Raw genomic sequence first — 22,528 nt, 5'->3', positions numbered from 1 at the left:
TGCCCCTCCCGCTCGCGACAGCCGTCGATAGCCGATCCGGACGCGTCCAGTGGTCCGATCGGCTATCGAGCCACCTCGCGCTCGGGGTTGTGACGGATTGACGGCGCTCGCCCATCGAACGGGGGCCCGCGTCTATCCGTCGATGGAGGAGTCAGGTAGGCAGCGTGAGGACGCGCGCGCCCGGGACGTTGCCCGTCGCCGTCACCACATCGTCGACGACGCCCGCCGCCGTCATCGCCGCCGCGAGCGCGAGAGCGTGCCGCGGCGATCGGCCGAGCGCCGCGACCGTCGGCCCGGAGCCCGAGACGACGACGCCGAGCGCGCCCGCCGCACGCGCGACGTCGAGCACCTCGAGGAGTGCCGGCTCGAGCTCGCACGACGCCGCCTCGAGATCGTTCCTCAGGTGCGCGCCGACGCCCTCGGCGTCACCAGCGCGCAACGCTGCCATGAGCTCGACCCCCGGCTCGTCGTCCCACTGCTCCGCGGTCGGCACGTCCTCGCCGCGCTCCGCCGCGGCCGCAAGCCGCTCGTCGAAGCGCCCGTACGACGCCGCGGTCGAGATCCCCGTGTGCCGCAGGCCGAACGCCCAGTGCAGCTCACCACGCACGAGCGCAGGCGTGAGCAGCTCACCCCGGCCCGTGCCGACGGCCGTGTGCCCGACGAGCGGGAACGCGACGTCCGCGCCGAGCTCGCCCGCAAGCTCGAGCAGGCGCGGACGCGGCACACCCGTCCCCCAGAGCGCGTCGCACGCGAGGAGCGCCGCGGCGCCGTCCGCCGACCCGCCAGCCATCCCGCCAGCGACCGGCACGCCCTTGGCGAGGTGCAGGTGGACGTCGGGCTCGATCCCCACCTCGGCGGCGAGCAGCTCCGCCGCACGCCACGCGATGTTCGACGCGTCGAGCGGCACGAGCTCCGACTGCGGGCCTGACGCCGTGATCGACAGGCCGTCGGACCGGTGCGCCGTGACGTCCTCGTAGAGCGACACCGCTTGGAACACGGAGACGACGCGGTGATAGCCGTCGTCACCGACAGGGCTCACCTGGAGCGCAAGGTTGACCTTGCCGGGAGCACGGACGACGACACGGGCGGGCAGGTCGCCCGTGCGGGTCGCGCCCGTCATGCGGCGGGTCCGTCCGTTGCCGAGGTCTCGTCGGCGGGCGCCGCGTGCCGTCCGGACAGGCCGTCGGCAAACGTCGCCGGCCGCCCGGCCGCGCCGTCGGTGGGTGCAGCCGCACCGTTGGCGCGAGCGACCGCGCCGTCGGCGGGAGCAGCAGCCCCGTCGCCAGGTGCAGCAGCCGCAGCGTCGTCACCTGCACGACGTTCGCGCTCGCGTCGTGACGCGCGCGGCGCCGGCGCGTGGAACTCGCCGCGGGCGAGGATCTCCTCGGTGATGCGCGCGAACGTGTCGATGTCGCACACCTCGCCGCGCGCCGACGGGTCGACGCCCGCGGCCTCGAGCGCCTCCGCGGCGGCCGCGCCCGAGCCCGCGAGCCCGGCAAGCGTCGCGCGCAGCGTCTTGCGGCGCTGCGCGAACGCGGCGTCGACGACCGTGAAGACGTCCTCGCGCGACGCCGTGGTCGACGGCGGGTCGCGCCGCTCCATCGCGACGAGCGCCGAGTCGACGTTGGGGGCGGGCCAGAAGACGTTGCGGCCGATCGTCGCGGCGCGCGACGTCCGGCAGTACCACGCGGCCTTCGCGGACGGCACGCCGTACGTCTTCGACCCGGGGGGCGCCGCGAGCCGGTCGGCGACCTCGAGCTGCACCATGACGAGCACACGCTCGAGCGAGTCGAAGCGCTCGAGGAAGTGGAGCAGCACGGGCACCGAGACGTTGTAGGGCAGGTTCGCGACGAGCGCGACGGGCGGCGGCCCGGGCAGCTCGGTGACGGTGAGTGCGTCCTGACCGATGAGCGAGAAACGCTCCGCCGCGCCCGGCTGGAAGGTGGCGACGGTCGTCGGCAGCTCGGCCGCGAGGACCGGGTCGATCTCGACTGCGACGACGCTCGCGCCCGTCTCGAGGATCCCGAGCGTGAGCGAGCCGAGCCCGGGGCCGATCTCGACGACGTGCTCGCCCGCCTCGACGCCTGCGGTGCGGACGATCTTGCGCACCGTGCCGGCGTCGATGACGAAGTTCTGGCCGAGCGTCTTCGTCGGCCGGACGCCGAGCCGCTCGGCGAGCTCCCGCACCTGGACGGGGCCGAGAAGGGTGGCGGCAGAAGTCATGCCCCGAGCCTACGCGGCCCGCCCCTCACGCAAGAATCCGAGCATCTGGTCACTGACAGCGACCAGATGCTCGGATTCTTGGGGACGGTGAGGTCAGCGCAGACCGAGCTTCGCCGAGCAGTGCGGCCACTGGCCCCAGCCCGACCGCGCCTGGAGGATCTTCGCGCGCTTCGTCTGCTCCGCGGCCGACGCCTGCGACGGCAGGCCCTTGCCGCCGACCGAGCGCCACGTCGCGACGGAGAACTGGTAGAGGCCGTGGTAGGTGCCGCTCGCCGAGACGGCGTTCGCACGCCCGCCTGACTCGCACTGCGCAAGCCGCTGCCACACGGTGCCGGACGGGGCCGTGCCCTGGTCCTTCGACGACGTGGAACGCGAGGGGGTCTCCACCGGCCGCTTCTTCGTGCCGACGACCTTGATCTCGGTGACCGGCTTCGTCGTCACCTTCTCGGAGATCTTCTCCTTCTCGACGACGTCGCCGTCGACCGTGCGGATGCGGTGGACGGTCGTGCGGACACCGTCCTTGCCGGCGGTGCGGACGATCGTCGGCTGATCCGTGTAGCGCGCGGAGTCCTTGCGCGTCTCGGTCTCGTGCGCGATCTTCTTCGTCGAGGTCTTCTCGGTGACCTCGACCCGGCGCACGACGACGGTGACGATGCCCGCCTCACCCGCGGCGACCTCGTGGCCGTCGGAGGAACGCTCGGCGACGAGCACCTCGTCGAGCTCGCCGAGCTCGACGTCCACGGCGGCGAGCGCCGCGTCGACGTCGGCGACACCTGCAGCCACCGGGTGGACCTCACCCTCGACGAGCACCTGGACGGCCTCGTCGAGCGGGAGGCGCACGCCGATCTCGGTGCGGGCCGAGGAGCGGGACGCGACGAGGTGGACGCCCGCCTCACGCTGCTCGAGCGAGTCGAGGACCTCAGCGGCGTCGAGGGCCGTCGTCCACACGGACTCGTTCTCCTCGCCGTCGAAGACCGTCACCTCGCGCCCGTAGCGGACGACGATCGTGTCGCCGTCACCGAGGGAGGACGCCGTGCCGGGGGCGACGACGTCGCGCTCACCGGTGTCGATGCTCAGCTCGTCGAGCAGGTTGCCGACCGACCCGGCCCACGTGTCGACCTCGACGATCTTGCCGTCGACGTCGAGGCTCACGGTCTTGTGGGCGTCTGCGGCGACCGCGATCCCCACACCGCCGAGCGCGAGCGCGACGGCGGTGGTGCCGACGATCCACGGTCGGCGCCTGAGCGGCCTGCGTGCGTGCACCTCCTCCGTCGTCCCGAGGGTGGAGTCGGTGCTCTCCGCACGCGCGGCGCGGCTCAGGGGGTTGTGCATCAGTGTCCAGACGTCGACCTTCCCGGCACCGAGATCGACGTTCCACGCGCCCGCGGGGCACGGCCCTGGTGCGCGCCCTGCGGCGCTGCCTGAGGTCCGTGGTGCGCTCAGCGCACGCGGCGTGGGGTCGAGACCGGATCCGGTTGAGAGACCGTCCCCCGGCAGGGGTGGCGCTCCTCCCCTCACCGGGGCGGGGCGACCGTGACGGCCGTCCGCCGACGTCCCACGGTCCGGTCGGGAGGTCCTTGTGGGACCGCCGTCAGGGCCGCCGGGACGGCGGACGAACGGTTTACCGTAACCGGGGCGTGACCTTCGCACCAAGTCTTCGTGGGACAGATCACCCACGCGACGCCGTGCCCTGGGAGCCAGGACACGAACCGCCGCACCTGTGGTCAGGCCGTCGTGGCACGGCCCGAGGCGCCTGCGACGCCTAGTACCAGCCGCGCTTGTCGGAGTGTGCGAGCGCCCCGCACGGGCCGTCGTAGCGGCCGGCGATGTACCGAAGACCCCAGTCGATCTGGACGCTTGGCGTCGTGAGGTAGCGCGTACCGGCCTCGCTCGTGCGCCAGTCGGCTCCGAAGTGCACGCTCATGAGCGCCTGCGGGATCCCCCGGGCGGTCGACGACGGGTTGGCGGCCTTGTAGCTCCAGTTGCTCTCGCGCTCCCACAGCGTCACGAGGCACCTGTACTCGCTCGAGCTCCAGCCGCGTGCGGCGACCTTCCGCTTGGCGATCGCCTTCGCGGACGCGGGTGTCGTGCCGTCGGTGCCGGGCGGCGCGGTCGTCGGCTCGGGCTTCGGCTCAGGCTTCGTGGAGGGCTTCGGCTCAGGCTTCGTGGAGGGCTTCGGGGACGGAGTCGCCGTGGGCGTCGGCTCGGGTGCGGCGGTGTCGTCGTCGGGACCGGCACCGTCGTCGGGCGCGGGCGCCGAGGTCACCGGCGACGTCGGCTCGGCCGACGGACCCGCGCTCGGCCGTGCCGAGGGCGTCGGGGACGCGCTCGGCGCGTCGTCCGTGCCGACACGGACGCGGCCCGCGACGGGCTCGCGCAGAACGACGGAGACGACCTCGGAGCGTGACGACTCGACGCCGTCGACCGAGGCGACAAGGTACGTCGTCACGGACCGTCCTGCCGTGCCGGCGGAGACGACACGCGTCGTGCCCGCGGCGAGCGTCGGATCCTCGATCTCCTCGAGCTCGGGCTCGACGTCGACCTCAAGCGTCTCGTGCGTCCACGTGACGTCGACGATCTCGACGCGCATGCCGGAGACGACCGGGGCGTCGAGGTCGTGGGAGACGGCGCGGTCACCGACGATGACGTCCTGCTCGACGAGAAGCGCCGTGACGTCCTGCGCGCTCGTGACGACGGCCCGTTCGACCCCGTCGACGACGAGCGCGACGGGGAGCGCGTGGGCGCGCTCGGTGCTGCGCGACGCCGGCGTCGGACGCTCCGTGGGGGCTGCCGTCGCGCCGATCGCGGGCGCTCCCGTCCACGGCGTGCCCGTGGGCGCCAGGACCGTGAGCGTGAGCGTCGTGGCCGCGGCGACGACGAGGACGACGGCGGAAGCGACCGCGGCGCGCGCGGTCCGGCGGGACGTCACAGGCTCAGTACCAGCCCCGCGCGTAGGAGTGCGAGAGCGCACCGCACGGCGTGCCGTAACGGTTCTTGATGTAACCGAGACCCCACGTGATCTGCGTGCGGGCGTTCGTGCGCCAGTCGGACGCGACCGAGCCCATCTTCGAGCCCGGGAGGGACTGCGGGATGCCGTACGCGCCCGAGCTCGCGTTGTGCGCCGTGACGCGCCAGTTCGACTCGCGGGTCCACAGCTTGTCGAGGCACGTGAACTCGCTCGCCTCCCAGCCGCGCTCGGCAACGAGGGACTTCGCGAGCGCCCGCGCCTGGTTGGGCGAGAGGACCTTCGCGGTCGAGTCCGGGACGGACATCGTGCCGACGCGCACGACCTCGTCGCGCACCTCGGAGACGACGACGCTCGTGAGCGCCGTCCGCTCGATCTCCTCACCGTTCGCGGAGCGCACGAGGTAGGTGGTCGTCGACTCGCCGTCGATCCCGCGGGTCTCGACGATGCGCGTGCCCTTGACGAGGTTCGCGTCGTCGACCTCGGACGACCCGTGCTCGACCTTCTCCGTCACCGTCGTCGTCGTCTCGGTGACCGCGGCGACCTCGATGCGCATGCCGTCGGTGACGAGCGCGTCGAGGTCCGTGAGGACGACCGAGGCGTCGTCGAGCGTCACGCCCTCCGCATGGAGGGTCGCGCGCACCGTCGGGTGCGTCGTCGTCACGGCCCGCTCGACGCCGTCGACGACGAGCGTCACCGCCGTCGCACGGACGTCGCCGCGGGACGCGACGGAGCGGGACCTCTCGGCGAGGTCGAGCTCGGCGGTGTCGGCGGCGACGACCATCGGGTCCGTCGCGTCGTCGGACCCGGCGTAGGCGGCGGTGCCGCCGAGGAGGACTGCGAGGACAGCGACCTGCGCGGACAGCCGGAGCGGCGAGCGGCGAGAGCGCTGCTCTCGGCGCGCGCGGCGGGTCTCCACGGTGCTGTCTCCCTGGGGTGGGTCGTCGTCCATGGTCACGGACGCCCCCGATTCAACCCCGTCCGGACCGCCCGTGGCAACACGCGGTGACAGTTCTCACCATGCGCGAGGGCCGTCACCATGGGCCGTAGAGCCGCTCCGCGTTCGCGCTCGTCAGCGCCGCGACCTCGGCCTCCGTGCGGCCGAGCGTCTCCGCGACGAACCGCACCGTGTGCGGCAGGAGGTAGGGCGCGTTGGGGCGCCCCCGTGCGGGCACGGGCGTGAGGTAGGGCGCGTCGGTCTCGACGAGCAGCCGGCCCGGCGGCGTCACCCGCAGCGCGGCCCGCAGGCCCTCGTTGGCCTTGTACGTCACGGGGCCCGCGAACGAGAGGTACCAGCCCTGCGAGGCGCAGAACGACGCCATCGCGGCATCGCCCGAGAAGCAGTGGAAGACGACCGCGTCCGGCGCGCCGTCGCGCGCGAGGACGTCGAGGACGTCCGCGTGCGCGTCCCGGTCGTGGATCTGCACGGGCAGGCCCGTCTCGCGCGCGAGCGCGAGGTGCGCACGGAACGACTCACGCTGCACCTCGCGAGCGCGCTCGCCGCCGCGGAAGAAGTCGAGCCCCGTCTCCCCTACCGTCCGCACGCGCGGGTGCCGCGCAAGCGACGCGATCTCCGCGAGGGCGTCGTCGAGGCTCACGTCGTGCCGCGGCAGCGGGGCGGGCTCGAGCCCGTCGGGCGCGACCTCGCGGATCCCCGCGTGCAAGGGCGCCTCGTTGGGATGGATCGCGACACCGCCGAGCAGCTCCGGATGCTCCTCGACGAGCCGGACGGTCGTGCGCGCGGCCTCGAGGTCGCAGCCGATCTGCACCATGCGGGTGACGCCGACGCCGACGGCCCGGTCGATCGTCTCGCGGACGGTCGGGTGCGGGTCCTCGGGGCCGAGGACGTGGTGGATCGAGTCGAGGTGTGTGTGGCCGTCGACGGCCGGCACCTCGAGCGGGTTCGGGTCAGGAGCCCAGCCCCGCTCGCGGCGACGTCCCACGTCAGGCCTCGGCCGGGTCCTCGAGACGCGGGAAGAGCGCGTCCCCCTTCGTGACGACGGTGCCCGCGGGCAGGATGCCGAACGTCGCGGCGCTCGCGGGGGGCTGCTCCGCGAGCGCACCGAGCGCGGCCTCCGCGCCGAGCTGCGCCCACAGGGACGACGTCGCCTTCGGCATGACCGGGTGGAGGAGCACCGCAAGCGACCGCAGCGACTCGGCGAGCGTCACGAGGATCGTCGCGAGACGGCCGCCGTCGCCGAGCGCGCTCGCCTCCTTCGCGACCTTCCACGGCTCCGTGTCGGTGACGTAGTGGTTCGCGGCGTCGACGAGCGTCCAGATCGCCGCGAGCGCGTCGTGCGGCGCGATGCGGTCGATCGCGGCCTCCGCGTCGGCCGTCGCGCGCGCGGCGACCGCCGCGAGCGCGAGGTCGATCTCCTGGGCCTCCCCGGCCGCGGGCAGGACGCCACCGAAGTACTTGCCGACCATCGCGGCGACGCGCGAGGCGAGGTTGCCGAGACCGTTGGCAAGGTCCCCCGCGTAGCGCGCCGACATGTCCTCCCACGAGAACGAGCCGTCCGAGCCGAACGAGATCGCGCGCATGAAGTAGTAGCGGAACGCGTCCGAGCCGAAGTGGTCGACGACCTGCGACGGGGCGATGCCCGTGAGCTTCGACTTGCTCATCTTCTCGCCGCCGACGAGCAGCCAGCCGTGCGCGAAGACCGTGCCCGGCAGTGGCAGGCCCGCGGCCATGAGCATGGCCGGCCAGATGACCGCGTGGAACCGCAGGATGTCCTTGCCGACGAGGTGCACGGCGGCGGGCCAGCGGCGCGCGAACTGCTCCGCGCCCGCACCCTCGGTGTCGCCGAGGCCCACGGCCGTCGCGTAGTTGAGCAGCGCGTCGAACCACACGTAGAGGACGTGCGAGGAGTCCCACGGCAGGGGGATGCCCCAGTCGAACGTGTTGCGGGAGATCGAGAGGTCCTTCATGCCGCCCTTGACGAACGCCATGACCTCGTTGCGCGCCGAAGCGGGCTGCACGAACTCGGGGTGGGACTCGTAGAGCTCGACGAGCCGGTCCGCGTAGGCGGAGAGCCGGAAGAAGTAGTTGTCCTCGGAGAGCCAGTCGACGGGGCGGGAGTGGATGGGGCACACCTTGACGCCCTCGTGCTCGCCCGTGCCGTCGACGAGGTCGCCGTCGAGCTTGTACTCCTCGCAGCCGACGCAGTAGTAGCCCTCGTACTTGCCCTGGTAGATGTGGCCCGCGTCGAAGAGCGCCTGGAGGAACCGCTGGACGCGCTCGGTGTGCCGGGGCTGCGTCGTCCGGATGAAGTCGTCGTTCGTCGCGTCGAGCGTCGCGAGGACCGGCTGCCACTCCTCGGTGACGAGGCGGTCCGCCCACTCCTGCGGGGACACGCCGTGCGACGCCGCGGTGTTCATGACCTTCTGGCCGTGCTCGTCCGTGCCGGTGAGGAGCCACGTGTCGTCGCCGCGCTGGCGGTGCCAGCGCGCGAGGACGTCCGCCGCGACCGTCGTGTACGCGTGCCCGATGTGCGGGGCGTCGTTGACGTAGTAGATCGGCGTCGTGATGTAGAAGGACGAGTTCTGGGCCATGGGGACAATCCTAGGGCGGTACGGGGACCGTCCGCGCCGTCGTCCCGCGCGCGGTCACCGGCACGGGGCGCGCACCGCTCAGGGGCGCACGGCGTTCAGGACCGCGCGAGAGTGAGGCGCCACACGCGGTCGTCGCCGTCGCGCGGCTCGCCGCGCCCGTCGGTCGCGCTCGAGGAGACGAGGAGGCTCCCGCCCGGCTCGGCGACGACGCCGCGCAGCCTGCCGACGCCATCGAGGACGACACTCGGCGTCGCCGTGCCGCGCGCGAGCTCGACAAGGTCGACCCGCCACAGGCGTTCGCCGCGCAGCGCGGCGACGTAGACACCCTCGTCAGTGACGGCAAGACCCGACGGCGAGGCCTCGTCGGTCGTCCACGTGACGAGCGGGTCCTCAAAGCCGTCGGACTCGCCCCCGCGGCCCTCGACGAGGGGCCAGCCGTAGTTGCGGCCGGGAAGGATCTGGTTGAGCTCGTCGAACGTGTCCTGCCCGAGCTCTGAGGCGAACATGCGGCCTGCGGCGTCCCAGCCGATCCCCTGGACGTTGCGGTGACCGAGGCTCCACACGGGCGATCCGGGCACGGGGTTGCCCGGCGCGGGCTCGCCCTCGGGCGTGAGCCGCAGGATCTTGCCGCCGAGGGAGTCCGGGTCCTGCGCGGCGTCTGGCTGGGTCGCGTCGCCGGTCGCGACGTAGAGCATGCCGTCGGGCCCGAAGGCCACGGCCCCGCCGTCGTGGAACGGCGCCGACGCGATGCCGTCGAGCAGCGTCGTCAGCTCCCCGAGCGTCGTGCCGGTGAGCGTCCCGCGGAGGACGGCGTTGCCGTCCGCGCCCGTGCGCTGGACGACGACGTCCGACGTGCCGGGCACGAGCGCGACCCCGAGGAGGCCCGACTCGGACGCGTGGACGGTGTCGCGGGCAAGCTCGTCGGCGCCCGGGCCCGTCACGGGCGTCGCAGTGCCGTCGGCCGCGACACGCACGAGCGTGCCCGTGTCCCGCAGCGTGACGAGCACGTCACCGCCCGGCAGGAGGGCAAGACCCCAGGGCGCGTCGAGGTCGCGGGCGACGACGGTCCGGTCCGTCACGGTCACGGTCACCGGCTCGGGAGGCGCCGTCGGCGTCGGCTCGGGCGTCGGCGTCGAGGTTGTCGCGCCCGCCGACGGCGTCGGGGTCACGGGTGTCGGCCCGGGCCCGGGCCGACGGTCGAGCGCCAGCCCCACGACGATGACCGCGGCCGCCGCGAGCAGCGCGAGCACGGCGACGAGGACGCGCATACGCCGTGCGAGCCGCACCCGAGCGGTCACCGCTCCGCCCCGCGGCTCACGCCTCGCCCACCCAGCCGAGGTTGCGGGCGACCTGCTGGAGAGTGAGGACCGTGACCTCGTGGTCGCGCGCCGCGACGCCCCGCGTCATCGACGTCCGCACCTCGCCGAGCCCCGCCTGGAGCTCCGCGTACGCCTCCTCGCCCGCGACCGTCACCGCGAGCCCGCCGACGTCCGCGGGTGCACCTTCGAGGTAGGCGGGGCCGGCGACCCAGCCCCGCGCCCGGAGATCCTCGAGCTGCGGCACCGTCGTCGCGGCACCCGACGCGCCGAGGAGCGCGTCGACCTGCGCAGGGCTGCTCGCCCCGTCACGCACGACCGCGAGCACCTGCCAGTGACGACGCGTGAGCCCCGCGTCGTCGTAGACGCGCGCAAGCGCGTCGGCTGCGAGCCCGTCGACGAGCTCGAGCCAGTAGCCGAGGCTGCGTGCACCCCCCGGACCTGCGAACGCACCTGTCGACGCCATGCTGCCCCTCCCCCGGTCCGTTGTCGTCCATCCTCGCGCAGGTCGGCGCCCCGCGCGAGGGTGGGTCGTCAGTCGGAGCGCGGCGTCGCCGTCGGGTCGTAGTCGAGGACGGTCATCGACGAGGTCGTCTGCGCGAAGAGGAAGCCACCGTCCTCAAGCATGTCGACGCGCGGCCCGAGGTTGTTGTTGAGCCTGAGGTCCGGCAGCTTCTCGACGGTCTCGCCGGTCGTCACATCGAACACCCAGGCAGTCTCGGACGCGCGCAGCAGCAGGTGCTGCTCCGAGAGCTTGCCGAGCACGTCCCGGTAGTCGTCCTCGAGCGCGGTGGCTGTTCCGTCGGACGTCACCGACCAGAGCTTCGTGTCGCGACCAGCGGTCACGGGGTTCCCCGTCGTGTAGATCGTCCCGTCGATGCACGCCGCACCTTCGAGACCGAGGACGATCGGCTCCGAGAGCTCTGTCACCTCGAACGTGTCACGGTCGAGGAGGAATGCCTCGCCCACGAGCTTGCCCTTCGTGACGGGCCGCCAGCCGATCATCGGGCAGCCCTCGCCCGGGTCGACCGGCCCGTCGACGCGCAGGTTGACGTTCTTCACGTTGCCCAGCCGCTCGAGCTTCTCGTCGAGCAGGTCCCAGCTCTCGCGGTCCTTGCCGAGGGTCGTCGCGCGCGTCGGCGAGTGGAGCGTGCGCGGGGCGAGCGTGTCGAGCGGCGTCTCGGACGTGCGGCCCGCCTCGTAGAAGCGGCCGTCGCGCGACCACGTCCCGTTCCACAGGACGACGTCGAGGCCCTCGGCACTGCCCTTCCACGAGCCGAGCACCTGGCCGCTGGCATCGAGTGCCTGCCAGCCGTCGGCCGTCGTCGCGGCGAGCTGGACCGGCTGGGCGCGCATGCCGGGGCGCTGCCGGTCGGCGATGGCGTCGACACGCTCCACGCCCTCGACCGTGCCGGTGACCTCGTACGACGATCGGTCGAAGGCGCGCACCACGCGCGCCTCGCGGTCGAAGCACACGAAGCTCGTCGGTCCGGCCGCGCACTCGTCGCTCCGCAGACCCTCCGCAAGCCGGTGCTCGGCGACGACCGCGCCCGTCGCGGCGTCGAGCTCGACGAAGGTCGACGGGCCGTCGTCGTCAGCCACCCGCACGAGCCACGGGTCTCCCGTGACGTCGAGGATCTGCGAGATCGACCCTTCCTCGGGGCGGTAGCTCCAGCGGGTCGTGACGATCCCCGCCTCCGGACCGCTCGCTGCGTCGCTGGGTACGTCCGTCGACGGGTCCGCGCCGGGCGTGGACGTCGCCGCGGGCGCCGTTGTGACGCCGTCGTCAGTGGCCCCGCCGCCCGAGCACGCAGCAAGTGTGAGCGCGACGACGGCGGTGCTGGCCGCGAGCGCGTACGGACGACGGAGACGAGTCGGTGTGTCGATCAAGGTTCCCTCCTGGCGCCGGCAGCCCCCTGCCGCCGACCGTTCCGACCCTAGGGTCGCGCGGTGCGGATCGCACGTCCAACGCACACCTGCGCGGCTCAGCGGCCCCGGGCCGCGAGCGCGGCCTCGTAGAGGTCGCGCTTGGCGACGCCCGCGCGGACCGCGACCTGCGCGACCGCGTCCTTGAGCCGGACGCCGCCGTCGGCGAGCGCGAGGACCTCGGGGACGAGGTCGGCGGGCTCGGCGGCGGCGGGCGCCTCGGCGCCGGCGACGACGACGCAGATCTCGCCGCGGAGCTGCTCCGCGTCAGCCTTCTCCGCGAGGTCGCCGAGCGTGCCGCGCAGGACCTCCTCGTACGTCTTCGTGAGCTCGCGGCACACGGCGGCGGGCCGGTCCGCTCCGAACGTGGACGCCATCGACGCGAGCGTCGAGGCGATGCGGTGGGGCGACTCGAAGAAGACCATGGTGCGGCGCTCGTCGGCGAGCGCACCGAACGTGCGCGCCCGGTCGCCGTCCTTGCGGGGCGGGAACCCCTCGAAGCAGAAGCGGTCGGTCGGCAGGCCCGAGAGCGCGAGCGCCGTGAGCACGGCGCTCGGCCCGGGTGCCGCGGTGACGCGCAGGCCGCGCTCGACCGCGCGCTGGACGACGCGGAAGCCCGGGTCGGAGACGGTCGGCATGCCGGCGTCCGAGACGACGAGCACGGTTCCGCCGCCCTCGACGACGTCGCAGAGCTCGTCGGCGCGGTCGGACTCGTTGTGCTCGTGGTGCGAGACGAGCCGCCCCGGCACCCGGAGGTCAAGGCGTGCCGCGAGCGCGAGGAGGCGCCGCGTGTCCTCGGCCGCGACGACGTCGGCCTCGACGAGGAGCCGCCGCAGGCGCGGCGAGGCGTCCTCGACGTCGCCGATGGGGGTGGCCGCGAGGATGAGCGCTCCAGTCATGCCCACAAGACTGCCACGCCGTCCACCCTCCGACGGCGCTGCCCCTCCCCTACGATGGCTCCCGTGACGACCGCCCCGACGCCCGACGACACCGATGCCGCCGAGCACCCCGACGACGCCGCGCCCGTGCCGACGTCCGTCGCCACGGAGGCGGACGTCGCCCCCGGTTTCGATCCCGTCGACGTGAGCGTGCCCGACGTCGACGCCACGCCGCCCGCGGAGCCGACCGAGCAGCGGCTGCTGCGCGACCTGCTCGGCGAGCGGGCGCTGCGCCTCGGCCTCACCGCGCAGGACCGCCTGTGGGGGTGGCTCGGGCCGCTCCTCGTCACGGTCCTCGCCGCGGCCCTGCGGCTGTGGGACCTCGGCCGTCCGCACACGCTCGTCTTCGACGAGACGTACTACGTCAAGCAGGGCTACACGCTGCTCCAGGTCGGGTACGACGCCGCGTGGCCCGACGAGCCCAACGCGTCGTTCGAGGCCGGCAACCGCGACATCTTCCTCGACCGCGCCGACTACGTCGTCCACCCGCCCGTCGGCAAGTGGATGATCGCCCTGGGCCTGCGGCTCGGCGGACCGGACAACACGTGGGCGTGGCGCCTCGCGACCGCGGTCGTCGGGATCCTCGCGGTGTGGATCGTCGCGCGCGTCGGGCGCCGCCTCTTCTCCTCGACCCTCGCGGGTGTCGTCGCGGGCGGGCTCTTCGCGATCGACGGCGTGGGGATCGTCCACGCGCGCACGGGCCTGCTCGACAGCTTCGTGATGTTCTGGGCGCTCGTCGGCTTCGCGTTCGTCGTGCTCGACCGGTTCGACTCGCGCCGCAGGCTTGCACGGCGGGCCGCGGAGCTCATCGACGCGGGCAAGGACCTCGGCCGGTGGGGCCCGTCCCTCGGCATCCGCTGGTACCGGCTCGCGGCGGCGGTCGCGCTCGGCCTGAGCATCGGCACGAAGTGGTCGGGCGCGTACTTCCTCGCTGTCCTCTGCGTCATCGTCGTCCTCTGGGACGCGTCGGCGCGCCGCACCGTCGGTGTCACGGGCTGGGCCAACGGCACTCTGTGGAAGGACGCCGTGCCGGCGGCCGTGACGATGGTGCCGCTCGCGGGCCTCACCTACCTCGCGTCGTGGACCGGCTGGTTCCTCAACCAGGGCTCGTACAAGCGCACGTGGGCCGCCGACCACCCGGGCGAGGGCATCCAGTGGCTGCCCGACTCGCTGCGGTCCTTCGTCGAGTACCACGTGCAGATGTGGGACTTCCACACCGGGCTCACGACCCCGCACACGTACCAGTCGAGCCCGTGGGGCTGGCTGCTCCAGCTGCGTCCGACGTCTTTCTACTACCGGTCCGTCGAGCGGGGCGGTGAGCTGCCCGACGGTCTTGGCACGTGCGCGTACGAGAAGTGCTCGGTCGCGATCACGTCGCTCGGCAATCCGCTCGTGTGGTGGCTCGGCACCGCTGCCCTCGTCCTCGCGGTCGTGTGGGTCGTGTGGCGCAAGGACTGGCGGGGTGTCGCCGTGCTCTCCGGGGTGGTCGCGGGCTGGATGCCGTGGCTCCTCTACGCCCACCGGACGATCTTCACGTTCTACACGATCGCGTTCGCACCGTGGGTGTACCTCGCACTCGGCTACGCGGTCGTGCTCGCTCTCGAGCACACCGAGGGGCACCGCCGACGACGACGTGTCGTGCGGAACGTCCTCCTCGGCGTCGGCGCAGCGATCGTACTGGTGAGCGTGTTCTTCTACCCCATCTGGACCGCGAAGGTCGTGCCCTTCGAGTTCTGGCAGTGGCACATGTGGCTGAAGTCCTGGATCTGACGCACGCAGAGTCTACGCACGCCGATTTCGCGGAGCGCTGACGGTCCCGCCGGGAAAACCACTCCCGGATGTCGGTGGCGAGGGTTATCGTCGGTCGTTGCCCCCCTCCGACGGAAGGCACCCCGGTGACACTCCTGCGCCTCGCGCTCCGACACGCCCGCCCCTACTGGTGGTGGATCGCCGCGGTCGGCGTCCTCCAGCTCGCCTCGACCATCGCGGCCCTCTACCTGCCGAGCCTCAACGCCCGCATCATCGACAAGGGCGTCTCCGTCGGCGACGTCGACTTCATCTGGCGCACGGGCGTCCAGATGCTTGTCGTGTGTCTCGCCCAGGTCGTCACCGCGATCGCAGCCGTCTACTTCGGCGCCCGCACCTCGATGAGCATCGGACGCGACCTGCGGCGCGAGGTGTTCCGCAAGGTCGACTCGCTCGGCACGCTCGACGTCTCCCGCTTCGGCACCGCGACGCTCATCACGCGCTCGACGAACGACGTCCAGCAGGTGCAGATGCTCGTCCTCATGACGCTGAACTTCATGGTGTCGACGCCCATCATGTGCATCGGCGGCATCATCATGGCGCTGCGGGAGGACCCGGGGCTGTCGTGGCTCGTGTGGGTGTCCGTGCCGCTGCTGTTCGTCGTCGTGTCGATCCTCGTCGTCAAGCTCCTGCCGCTGTTCCGCCAGATGCAGGACCGCATCGACGCCATCAACGACGTCCTGCGCGAGCAGATCACCGGCATCCGCGTCATCCGCGCGTTCGTCCGCGAGCCCTTCGAGGCCCAGCGCTACCAGGACGCGAACCTCGCGATCACCGACGTGTCCGTCAAGGTCGGCAACCTCTTCGTCCTCATGTTCCCCGTCATCATGATGGTGCTCCACCTCGCGACCGCCGCCGTCCTGTGGTTCGGCGGGCACCGCGTCGACGCGGGCCAGATCCAGGTCGGCGCGCTCACTGCGTTCCTCCAGTACCTCCTGCAGATCCTCGTCGCCGTCATGATGGGCACCTTCATGATGATGATGATCCCGCGCGCCGTCGTCTCCGCCGAGCGCATCGAAGAGGTCCTCGAGGCCGTCCCGACGATGAAGGCGCCGGCCGAGGGCTCCGCGCCCGCCCCTGAGGGCGGCGACGTCGTCTTCGACCACGTGACCTTCGGGTACCCGGGCGCCGAGCTGCCCGTCCTCGACGACGTGACGTTCACCGCCCGCGCGGGCCGCACGACCGCGATCGTCGGCTCGACCGGTTCCGGCAAGACGACGCTCCTCGGGCTCGTCCCCCGGCTCTTCGAGCCGCAGCAGGGCGCCGTGACGATCGGCGGCGTGCCCGTCTCCGCCCTCGGCCGCCACCAGATCGCAGGTCTCGTCGGGCTCGTCCCGCAGAAGCCGTACCTCTTCTCCGGAACGATCGCCTCCAACCTGCGCTTCGGCCGGCCCGAGGCCACCGAGGACGAGATGTGGCACGCGCTCGAGGTCGCGCAGGCCGCCGAGTTCGTCCGGGCCAAACCCCGGGGCCTCGAGGAGCCCGTCGCCCAGGGCGGCACGAACGTCTCCGGCGGACAGCGCCAGCGCCTGTGCATCGCGCGCGCGCTCGCCGCGGACCCGCAGGTCTACCTCTTCGACGACTCGTTCTCCGCGCTCGACGTCACGACCGACGCACTCCTGCGGGAGGCGCTCGCCGACGCGACCGAAGGCGCGACCGTCATCATCGTCGCGCAGCGCATCTCGACAATCCGCACGGCCGACCACATCGTCGTCCTCGACGGCGGCAAGGTCGTCGGCGAGGGCACGCACGACGCGCTCCTCGCCTCGAACGAGACCTACCGCGAGATCGTCGAGTCCCAGATGAGCATCGAGGGGGTGGCCTGATGGCCCGCACGGACCGCCAGCGCGAGAGCGCCGAGGCGACCATCGAAGCGACCGCCGAGGCGGTCGCGGCCGTCGCCGCCGAGGAGGAGCTTGACTTCACGCCGGGAGAGATGGACGGCGACCCCTTCATGGGCGGCCCACCCGCCCGCAAGGCCCAGCACTTCTGGCCGTCGGCCAAGCGCCTCGTGGGGCTCCTCGCCCCCGAGAAGGCGCTCATGGGCGTCGTCCTCGCGTTCGTCGTCGGCAGCGTCATCCTGTCCGTCATCGCGCCGAAGGTCCTCGGCAAGGCGATGGACGTGATTTTCAGCGGTTGGATCGGCGCGTGGATCGGCAAGCAGTTCCCCGGCGCTCCGCTCGAGACCATCGTCGAGGGCCTGCGCGCTCAGGGCCAGGACACCATGGCGGACATGCTCCTGCGCTCGGGCGCCGTGCCCGGCCAGGGCATCGACTTCGACCGGCTCGCGGTGCTCATCGCGACCGTCCTCGGCCTCTACGTCGTCTCCTCGCTCTTCATGTGGGCGCAGGGGTTCATCCTCAACCGACTCGTCATGCGCGTCGTCTTCAACCTCCGCGAGGACATCGAGCGCAAGCTCAACCGCCTGCCCCTGTCGTACTTCGACACGCGCCAGCGCGGAGACGTCATGTCGCGCGTGACGAACGACGTCGACAACGTCCAGGCCGCGCTCCAGCAGGCGTTCAGCCAGCTCGTGCAGTCGATCATGATGGTCCTCGGCATCCTCGTGATGATGTTCGTCGTCTCGTGGCAGCTCGCACTGCTCGCGCTCATCGCCCTCCCGCTGTCCGGCGCGGTCGCCGGCGTCATCGGCGTACGCGCGCAGCGTCTCTTCAAGGCGCAGTGGACGCACACGGGCGCCGTCAACGGCCACGTCGAGGAGACGTTCTCCGGCATGGACCTCGTGCGTGCCTACGGCCGCGACGAGGTCATGCTCGCCGAGTTCGACGAGCGCAACGACAAGCTCTACGAGGCGTCCTTCGGCGCGCAGTTCGTCTCGGGCATGATCATGCCCGCGATGACTTTCGTCTCCTACCTCTCCTACGTCCTCATCGCCGTCGGCGGCGGCCTCCGGGTCGCCTCGGGCAGCATGACGCTGGGCGACGCGACCGCGTTCATCCAGTACTCGCGCGAGTTCACGCAGCCCATCGCGGAGATGGCGGGCATCGCGAACATGCTGCAGTCCGGCGTCGCGTCCGCGGAGCGCACGTTCGAGCTGCTCGACGCCGAGGAGGAGGAGCCCGACGCCGCGACGGCCACGCTCCCCGCCCGCACCGACGGCCACGTCGAGCTCCGCGACGTCTCGTTCTCCTACGACCCGGCGAGCCCCCTCATCGAGAACCTCTCGCTCACGGTCCAGCCCGGGCAGACCGTCGCGATCGTCGGGCACACGGGCGCCGGCAAGACGACGCTCGTCAACCTCATCATGCGGTTCTACGAGATCCAGGGCGGGCAGATCCTCCTCGACGGCGTCGACGTGCGCGACCTCACGCGCTCCGACCTGCGCGGGCAGGTGGGCATGGTCCTCCAGGACGCGTGGCTGTGGGGCGGCACGATCCGCGACAACATCCGTTACGGACGTCTCGACGCGACCGACGAGGAGGTCGTCGAGGCCGCGAGGGCCACGATGGTCGACCGCTTCGTGAGGCAGCTGCCCGACGGCTACGACACGGTCGTCGACTCCGACGGCGGCTCCGTCTCCGCAGGCGAGCGGCAGCTCATCACGATCGCGCGAGCGTTCCTCTCGCAGCCGTCGCTGCTCATCCTCGACGAGGCGACGAGCTCCGTCGACACCCGCACCGAGCTGCTCGTCCAGCACGCGATGCACGCGCTGCGTTCCGACCGGACGTCGTTCGTCATCGCGCACCGGCTCTCGACGATCCGCGACGCGGACCTCATCCTCGTCATGGAGGCCGGCCGGATCGTCGAGCAGGGCACGCACGCGGAGCTCCTCGAGCGGCGCGGCGCGTACCACGAGCTCTACGAGAGCCAGTTCCGCGGCGGGCACGAGGAGGCCACGGCGGATGCTGCCGGTGCGCCCGTCGGCGCACCGGCTGGCGCACCGGCTGGGGCGCCGGCTGGGGAGACATCGGGCGCGGAGGTGCCGGACACCCAGGCGTAGCGGGGACTACCGTGACCCCATGCGTATCGGAGTTCCCACGGAGACCAAGCCTCACGAGTACCGCGTCGCGTGCACCCCGGGAGGGGTGCACGCGCTCGTGGCCGCAGGCCACGAGGTTCTCGTCCAAGCCGGTGCGGGCGCGGGTTCCGCGATGCTCGACGACGAGTACGCCGCGGCGGGCGCAACGATCGTCGCGGACGGTGCGGAGGTCTGGGAGCGGGCGGACCTCGTGTGCAAGGTCAAGGAGCCGACGGCCGACGAGCAGCCGCTCATGGGCGAGGGCCAGCTGCTCTTCACATACCTCCACGCGGCCGCGGACCTCACGCTCACGCGCGCGCTCCTCGACCGCGGAGTGACGAGCCTCGCGTACGAGACTGTGACGGGTCCGCACGGCGGGCTGCCGCTGCTCGCGCCGATGAGCGAGATCGCGGGGCGGCTCGCGGCGCAGGTCGGCGCGGTCGAGCTCATGCGCTCGCGCGGCGGCCGCGGCATCCTCATGGGCGGCGTGCCGGGCACGCCTCCGGCGAAGGTCGTCGTGCTCGGCGGCGGGACCGTCGGGCGCAACGCGGCGCAGATCGCGCTCGGCATGCGCGCGGACGTCACGGTCGTCGACATCTCCCCCGAGACGCTGCGGGCGATCGACACGGAGACGAACGGTCACGTGCGCACGGCGGCGTCGAACGCGTGGGAGATCGAGCCGCTCCTCCTCGAGGCCGACCTCGTCGTCGGGGCGGTGCTCGTCCCCGGCGCGCGGACGCCGCACCTCGTCTCGGACGAGCTCGTCGCGCGGATGCGTGAGGGGTCGGTGCTCGTCGACGTCGCGATCGACCAGGGTGGGTGCTTCGAGGTCTCGCGTCCGACCACGCACGACGACCCCGTCTACCAGGTGCACGGCTCACGGGTGTACGCGGTCGCGAACATGCCCGGAGCAGTGCCGGTGACGTCGACGCGCGCGCTGACGAACGCGACGCTGCCGTACCTGCTCGAGCTTGCGGCGGGTGGTGGGGACCTCATCGCCGACGGGTTGCCGCCGCGGCAGGCTGCGCTGCGGGCGGGGCTGCGGGCGGGGCTCACGACGCGTGACGGCCTGCTGTGGCACGCAGGTGTCGCGGAGGCGCACGGTCTTGAGGTTGCGTCAGCCTGAGTCTCTCGGCGCCACCACCTTGGATACCTAGCCAATCTAGGTTTATGCTGACGGGGTGACCGCAACCCGCACCCGCCTCCTGCGCACCCTCGTCCCCGCGCTCCTCGTCATCGCCTGGCTCGGACTCGCCTCGTTCGGCGGCCCGCTCTTCGGCCGCGTCGACGAGGTGTCGTCGAACGACCCGACGGCCTACCTGCCGACGAGCGCCGAGGCCACCCAGGTCCAGAAGCAGCTCACGGGCTTCCTCGGCGACGACGCGATCCCCGCGGTCGTCGTCGCGGTCCGCGACGGCGGCCTCACCGAGGCAGACCTCGCAGCGCTCGGCGCCGCAGCCGAAGCCGCAGGCGCGATCGAGCAGGTCGCAGGCGGCGCGAGCCCCGCGATCCCGTCAGAGGACGGCCAGGCCGTGCAGGTGTTCGTGCCCCTCAGCACGCAGTCCGACCTCGGCGAGGGCGTCGAGGCGATCCGTGCCGCCTTCGCCTCCCAGACGCCCGACGGCGTCGAGGTCCTCGTCACCGGACCCGCCGGCCTCTCCGCGGACCTCGGTGACGCGTTCGCCGGCATCGACGGCCTCCTCCTCGGCGTCGCGCTCGCCGCGGTCCTCGTCATCCTCATCGTCGTCTACCGCTCCCCCGTCCTGCCGCTCCTCGTCCTCACGTCGAGCGTCTTCGCCCTGTGCGCCGCGCTCGCGACCGTGTGGCTGCTCGCCAAGGAGGGCGTCGTCCTCCTCTCCGGGCAGACGCAGGGCATCCTCTTCATCCTCGTCATCGGCGCGGCCACCGACTACGGACTCCTCTACGTCTCGCGCTTCCGCGAGGAGCTCCGCGCGCAGCCCGACCGCTGGGCCGCGACGCGTGCGGCCCTGCGCGGCTCGTTCGAGCCGATCGTCGCCTCGGGCGGCACCGTCATCGCGGGACTCCTGTGCCTCCTGCTCTCCGATCTCCAGTCGAACCGCGACCTCGGCCCGATCGCCGCGATCGGCATCGTCTGGGCGATGATCGCGTCGTTCACCCTCCTGCCCTCGCTCCTCGCGCTCACCGGCGGCGCCGCATTCTGGCCGCGCCGCCCGCAGCCGCTCACTCCCGAGCAGGTCGCCGACCCCGACGCTCGCATGCCGCAGCGCGGCCTCTGGCACGCGCTGCCCGGCGCCGTCTCCCGCCGCCCCCGCACGCTCTGGGTCGGCACGACGGTCGTGCTGCTCCTCGCGAGCGTCGGGCTCACTCAGCTCAAGGCCGACGGCGTCGCGCAGTCCGACCTCATCCTCGGTGACTCCCCTGCCCGCACCGGACAGCAGCTCCTCGCCGAGCACTTCCCCGGCGGCTCCGGCTCACCGACGTACGTCCTGGCCCCCGAGGCCTCACTCGACGCTGTCGCGACGACGATCCTCGGCACCCCCGGCGTCGCCGGCCTCGCGGTGACGGCGAAGGACTCGCCGTCGGGCACCGCACCCGTCACCGCGGACGGTATCCAGCCCGTCGGCCGCCCCGGCGCGGAGGCGCCCGCACCGACCGTCGTCGACGGGAACGTCCTCCTCCAGGCGACCCTCACCGACGCCGCGGACTCGACGGCCGCCGAGACGACGGTGCGCGCGCTGCGCACCGCCCTCGCGGATGACGCCCTCGTGGGTGGCACGACCGCGACAGCGATCGACTCCGACGACGCCTCCGTCCACGACCGGAACCTCATCATCCCCGTCGTGCTTCTCGTCATCCTCCTCATCCTCGGGCTGCTGCTGCGCGCGATCGTCGCGCCGCTGCTCCTCGTCGCGACCGTCGTCCTCTCGTTCGCGGCGACCCTCGGCGTGAGCGCTCTCGTCTTCAACCACGTGCTCGACATGCCGGGCGCGGACCCTGCGGTGCCGCTCTTCGGCTTCGTGTTCCTCGTCGCGCTCGGCATCGACTACAACATCTTCCTCATGACGCGTGTGCGCGAGGAGTCGCTCGCGCACGGCACGCACCACGGCATGACGCGCGGCCTCGCCATCACGGGCGGCGTCATCACCTCGGCGGGGCTCGTCCTCGCCGCGACGTTCGCGGCGCTCGCCGTCCTGCCGATCCTCTTCCTCGTGCAGCTCGCATTCATCGTCGCGTTCGGCGTGCTCGTCGACACGTTCCTCGTGCGGACGGTCCTCGTGCCCGCGCTCGGCTACGACGTCGGCCGCGCGATCTGGTGGCCGTCGAAGCTCGCGCGCGGCGAACGATGAGGATCTGGTCGCTCTCCCCGGCGGAGCTCGACCGCGTCGGGCTCGTCGCGTGCTGGCGCGAGACCCTGCTCGCGCAGGCCGTCCTCGCGGGGCGCACGCGCGGGTACACGCGCCACCCGCAGCTCGAACGGTTCCGGGACGCTCCCGACCCGCTCGGGGCGGTCGGCGCTTATCTCACGGCGCTCGCCGACGAGGCCGACGTGCGCGGCTACCGCTTCGACCGCGCACGCATCGACCGGCCCGGGGCCGCGACCACGCGGCTCACCGTGACGACCGGCCAGCTCGAGCTCGAGCGCGCGCACCTCGCGGCGAAGCTCGCGGTGCGGGCGCCGGACGACCTCGCCCGGCTCGGCCCGGAGGTGCACGCGCACCCGCTCTTCGACGTCGTCGACGGTCCCGTCGCGTCGTGGGAACGCGCACTGCCCGACGCCGCGCCCGGCGCGCCGGCACGCACGGTGGCGGCGCCTGCCGCCCAGGCACAGACCTGACCGACG

Annotated in this window: 16 protein-coding genes and 1 pseudogene; 6 read left to right on the top strand and 11 right to left on the bottom strand. The window is 72.6% G+C overall.

The window, feature by feature from the left end; translation table 11 throughout:
- Positions 1-151 precede the first annotated feature (151 nt).
- The 11 genes and pseudogenes from IGS67_RS01775 to rsmI form a co-directional block, all read right to left on the bottom strand.
- Positions 152-1,120, bottom strand: a complete 969-nt coding sequence (locus IGS67_RS01775) for a 4-(cytidine 5'-diphospho)-2-C-methyl-D-erythritol kinase (protein WP_192277234.1) — start codon at positions 1,118-1,120, stop codon at positions 152-154.
- Between the two features lie 251 nt (positions 1,121-1,371).
- Positions 1,372-2,223, bottom strand: a pseudogene (rsmA, locus tag IGS67_RS01770) (16S rRNA (adenine(1518)-N(6)/adenine(1519)-N(6))-dimethyltransferase RsmA); the annotation flags it as partial.
- Between the two features lie 93 nt (positions 2,224-2,316).
- Positions 2,317-3,555 carry a resuscitation-promoting factor gene (locus tag IGS67_RS01765; protein ID WP_192277230.1) on the bottom strand — a complete coding sequence of 413 codons (1,239 nt, stop codon included), beginning with the start codon at positions 3,553-3,555 and terminating at the stop codon, positions 2,317-2,319.
- 430 nt (positions 3,556-3,985) lie between these two features.
- On the bottom strand, positions 3,986-5,152 hold the full coding sequence (locus IGS67_RS01760; RefSeq protein WP_192277228.1) for an aggregation-promoting factor C-terminal-like domain-containing protein: 1,167 nt from the start codon (positions 5,150-5,152) through the stop codon (positions 3,986-3,988).
- A 4-nt stretch (positions 5,153-5,156) separates the two neighbouring features.
- Complete coding sequence (locus tag IGS67_RS01755) at positions 5,157-6,107, bottom strand: aggregation-promoting factor C-terminal-like domain-containing protein (RefSeq protein WP_328741361.1); 951 nt, start codon at positions 6,105-6,107, stop codon at positions 5,157-5,159.
- Between the two features lie 115 nt (positions 6,108-6,222).
- Positions 6,223-7,131 carry a TatD family hydrolase gene (locus IGS67_RS01750; RefSeq protein ID WP_192277226.1) on the bottom strand — a complete coding sequence of 303 codons (909 nt, stop codon included), beginning with the start codon at positions 7,129-7,131 and terminating at the stop codon, positions 6,223-6,225.
- 1 nt (position 7,132) lies between these two features.
- Positions 7,133-8,740, bottom strand: a complete 1,608-nt coding sequence (metG, locus tag IGS67_RS01745) for a methionine--tRNA ligase (RefSeq protein ID WP_192277224.1) — start codon at positions 8,738-8,740, stop codon at positions 7,133-7,135.
- A 95-nt stretch (positions 8,741-8,835) separates the two neighbouring features.
- Positions 8,836-10,038, bottom strand: coding sequence for a PQQ-dependent sugar dehydrogenase (locus tag IGS67_RS01740; RefSeq protein WP_328741360.1), 1,203 nt, complete (start codon positions 10,036-10,038; stop codon positions 8,836-8,838).
- A gap of 16 nt (positions 10,039-10,054) precedes the next feature.
- The gene (locus IGS67_RS01735; protein ID WP_192277222.1) at positions 10,055-10,522 is read right to left on the bottom strand and encodes a hypothetical protein; all 468 of its coding nucleotides are present in this window, start codon (positions 10,520-10,522) and stop codon (positions 10,055-10,057) included.
- A 68-nt stretch (positions 10,523-10,590) separates the two neighbouring features.
- Positions 10,591-11,946 (bottom strand): hypothetical protein, encoded by a 1,356-nt coding sequence (locus IGS67_RS01730; protein WP_192277220.1) that lies wholly within the window; start codon positions 11,944-11,946, stop codon positions 10,591-10,593.
- 95 nt (positions 11,947-12,041) lie between these two features.
- Entirely contained in the window at positions 12,042-12,881 is an 840-nt protein-coding gene (gene rsmI / locus IGS67_RS01725) for a 16S rRNA (cytidine(1402)-2'-O)-methyltransferase (protein WP_192277218.1), read from the bottom strand.
- Between the two features lie 54 nt (positions 12,882-12,935).
- Between rsmI and IGS67_RS01720 the strand changes: the two genes are divergently transcribed.
- The 6 genes from IGS67_RS01720 to IGS67_RS01695 all read left to right on the top strand — a co-directional run bounded on the left by IGS67_RS01720 (position 12,936) and on the right by IGS67_RS01695 (position 22,522).
- Positions 12,936-14,690, top strand: coding sequence for a dolichyl-phosphate-mannose--protein mannosyltransferase (locus IGS67_RS01720; RefSeq protein WP_192277216.1), 1,755 nt, complete (start codon positions 12,936-12,938; stop codon positions 14,688-14,690).
- Positions 14,691-14,815: 125 nt separating this feature from the next.
- A complete protein-coding gene (locus IGS67_RS01715; RefSeq protein ID WP_192277214.1) occupies positions 14,816-16,552 on the top strand; it encodes an ABC transporter ATP-binding protein in 1,737 nt (578 codons plus the stop codon).
- On the top strand, positions 16,552-18,687 hold the full coding sequence (locus tag IGS67_RS01710) for an ABC transporter ATP-binding protein (protein WP_192277212.1): 2,136 nt from the start codon (positions 16,552-16,554) through the stop codon (positions 18,685-18,687). Before IGS67_RS01715 ends, IGS67_RS01710 begins: the two co-directional genes overlap by 1 nt.
- Positions 18,688-18,706: 19 nt before the next feature.
- Positions 18,707-19,831, top strand: a complete 1,125-nt coding sequence (gene ald / locus IGS67_RS01705) for an alanine dehydrogenase (protein WP_192277210.1) — start codon at positions 18,707-18,709, stop codon at positions 19,829-19,831.
- A gap of 55 nt (positions 19,832-19,886) precedes the next feature.
- A complete protein-coding gene (locus tag IGS67_RS01700; RefSeq protein ID WP_192277208.1) occupies positions 19,887-22,034 on the top strand; it encodes an MMPL family transporter in 2,148 nt (715 codons plus the stop codon).
- Positions 22,031-22,522: a pyrimidine dimer DNA glycosylase/endonuclease V gene (locus IGS67_RS01695; RefSeq protein ID WP_210766952.1), complete on the top strand. Its 492-nt coding sequence runs from the start codon at positions 22,031-22,033 to the stop codon at positions 22,520-22,522. The genes IGS67_RS01700 and IGS67_RS01695 overlap by 4 nt, the downstream gene beginning before the upstream one ends.
- Positions 22,523-22,528: the final 6 nt, after the last annotated feature.

The organism is Flavimobilis rhizosphaerae (assembly GCF_014852685.1).
GTDB classification, from domain to species: Bacteria; Actinomycetota; Actinomycetes; order Actinomycetales; family Cellulomonadaceae; genus Flavimobilis; species Flavimobilis rhizosphaerae.
Note: the sequence above shows the minus strand (reverse complement) of the source record. Positions and strands in the feature narration are given on the sequence as shown.

Excerpts from the sequence above, each read along its gene's own strand:
- rsmI (WP_192277218.1), bottom strand. The coding sequence starts at position 12,881 with ATGACTGGAGCGCTCATCCTCGCGGCCACCCCCATCGGCGACGTCGAG.
- ald (WP_192277210.1), top strand. The coding sequence starts at position 18,707 with ATGCGTATCGGAGTTCCCACGGAGACCAAGCCTCACGAGTACCGCGTC.
- metG (WP_192277224.1), bottom strand. The coding sequence starts at position 8,740 with ATGGCCCAGAACTCGTCCTTCTACATCACGACGCCGATCTACTACGTC.
- IGS67_RS01735 (WP_192277222.1), bottom strand. The coding sequence starts at position 10,522 with ATGGCGTCGACAGGTGCGTTCGCAGGTCCGGGGGGTGCACGCAGCCTC.
- IGS67_RS01695 (WP_210766952.1), top strand. The coding sequence starts at position 22,031 with ATGAGGATCTGGTCGCTCTCCCCGGCGGAGCTCGACCGCGTCGGGCTC.
- IGS67_RS01775 (WP_192277234.1), bottom strand. The coding sequence starts at position 1,120 with ATGACGGGCGCGACCCGCACGGGCGACCTGCCCGCCCGTGTCGTCGTC.
- IGS67_RS01720 (WP_192277216.1), top strand. The coding sequence starts at position 12,936 with ATGGCTCCCGTGACGACCGCCCCGACGCCCGACGACACCGATGCCGCC.
- IGS67_RS01710 (WP_192277212.1), top strand. The coding sequence starts at position 16,552 with ATGGCCCGCACGGACCGCCAGCGCGAGAGCGCCGAGGCGACCATCGAA.
- IGS67_RS01765 (WP_192277230.1), bottom strand. The coding sequence starts at position 3,555 with ATGCACAACCCCCTGAGCCGCGCCGCGCGTGCGGAGAGCACCGACTCC.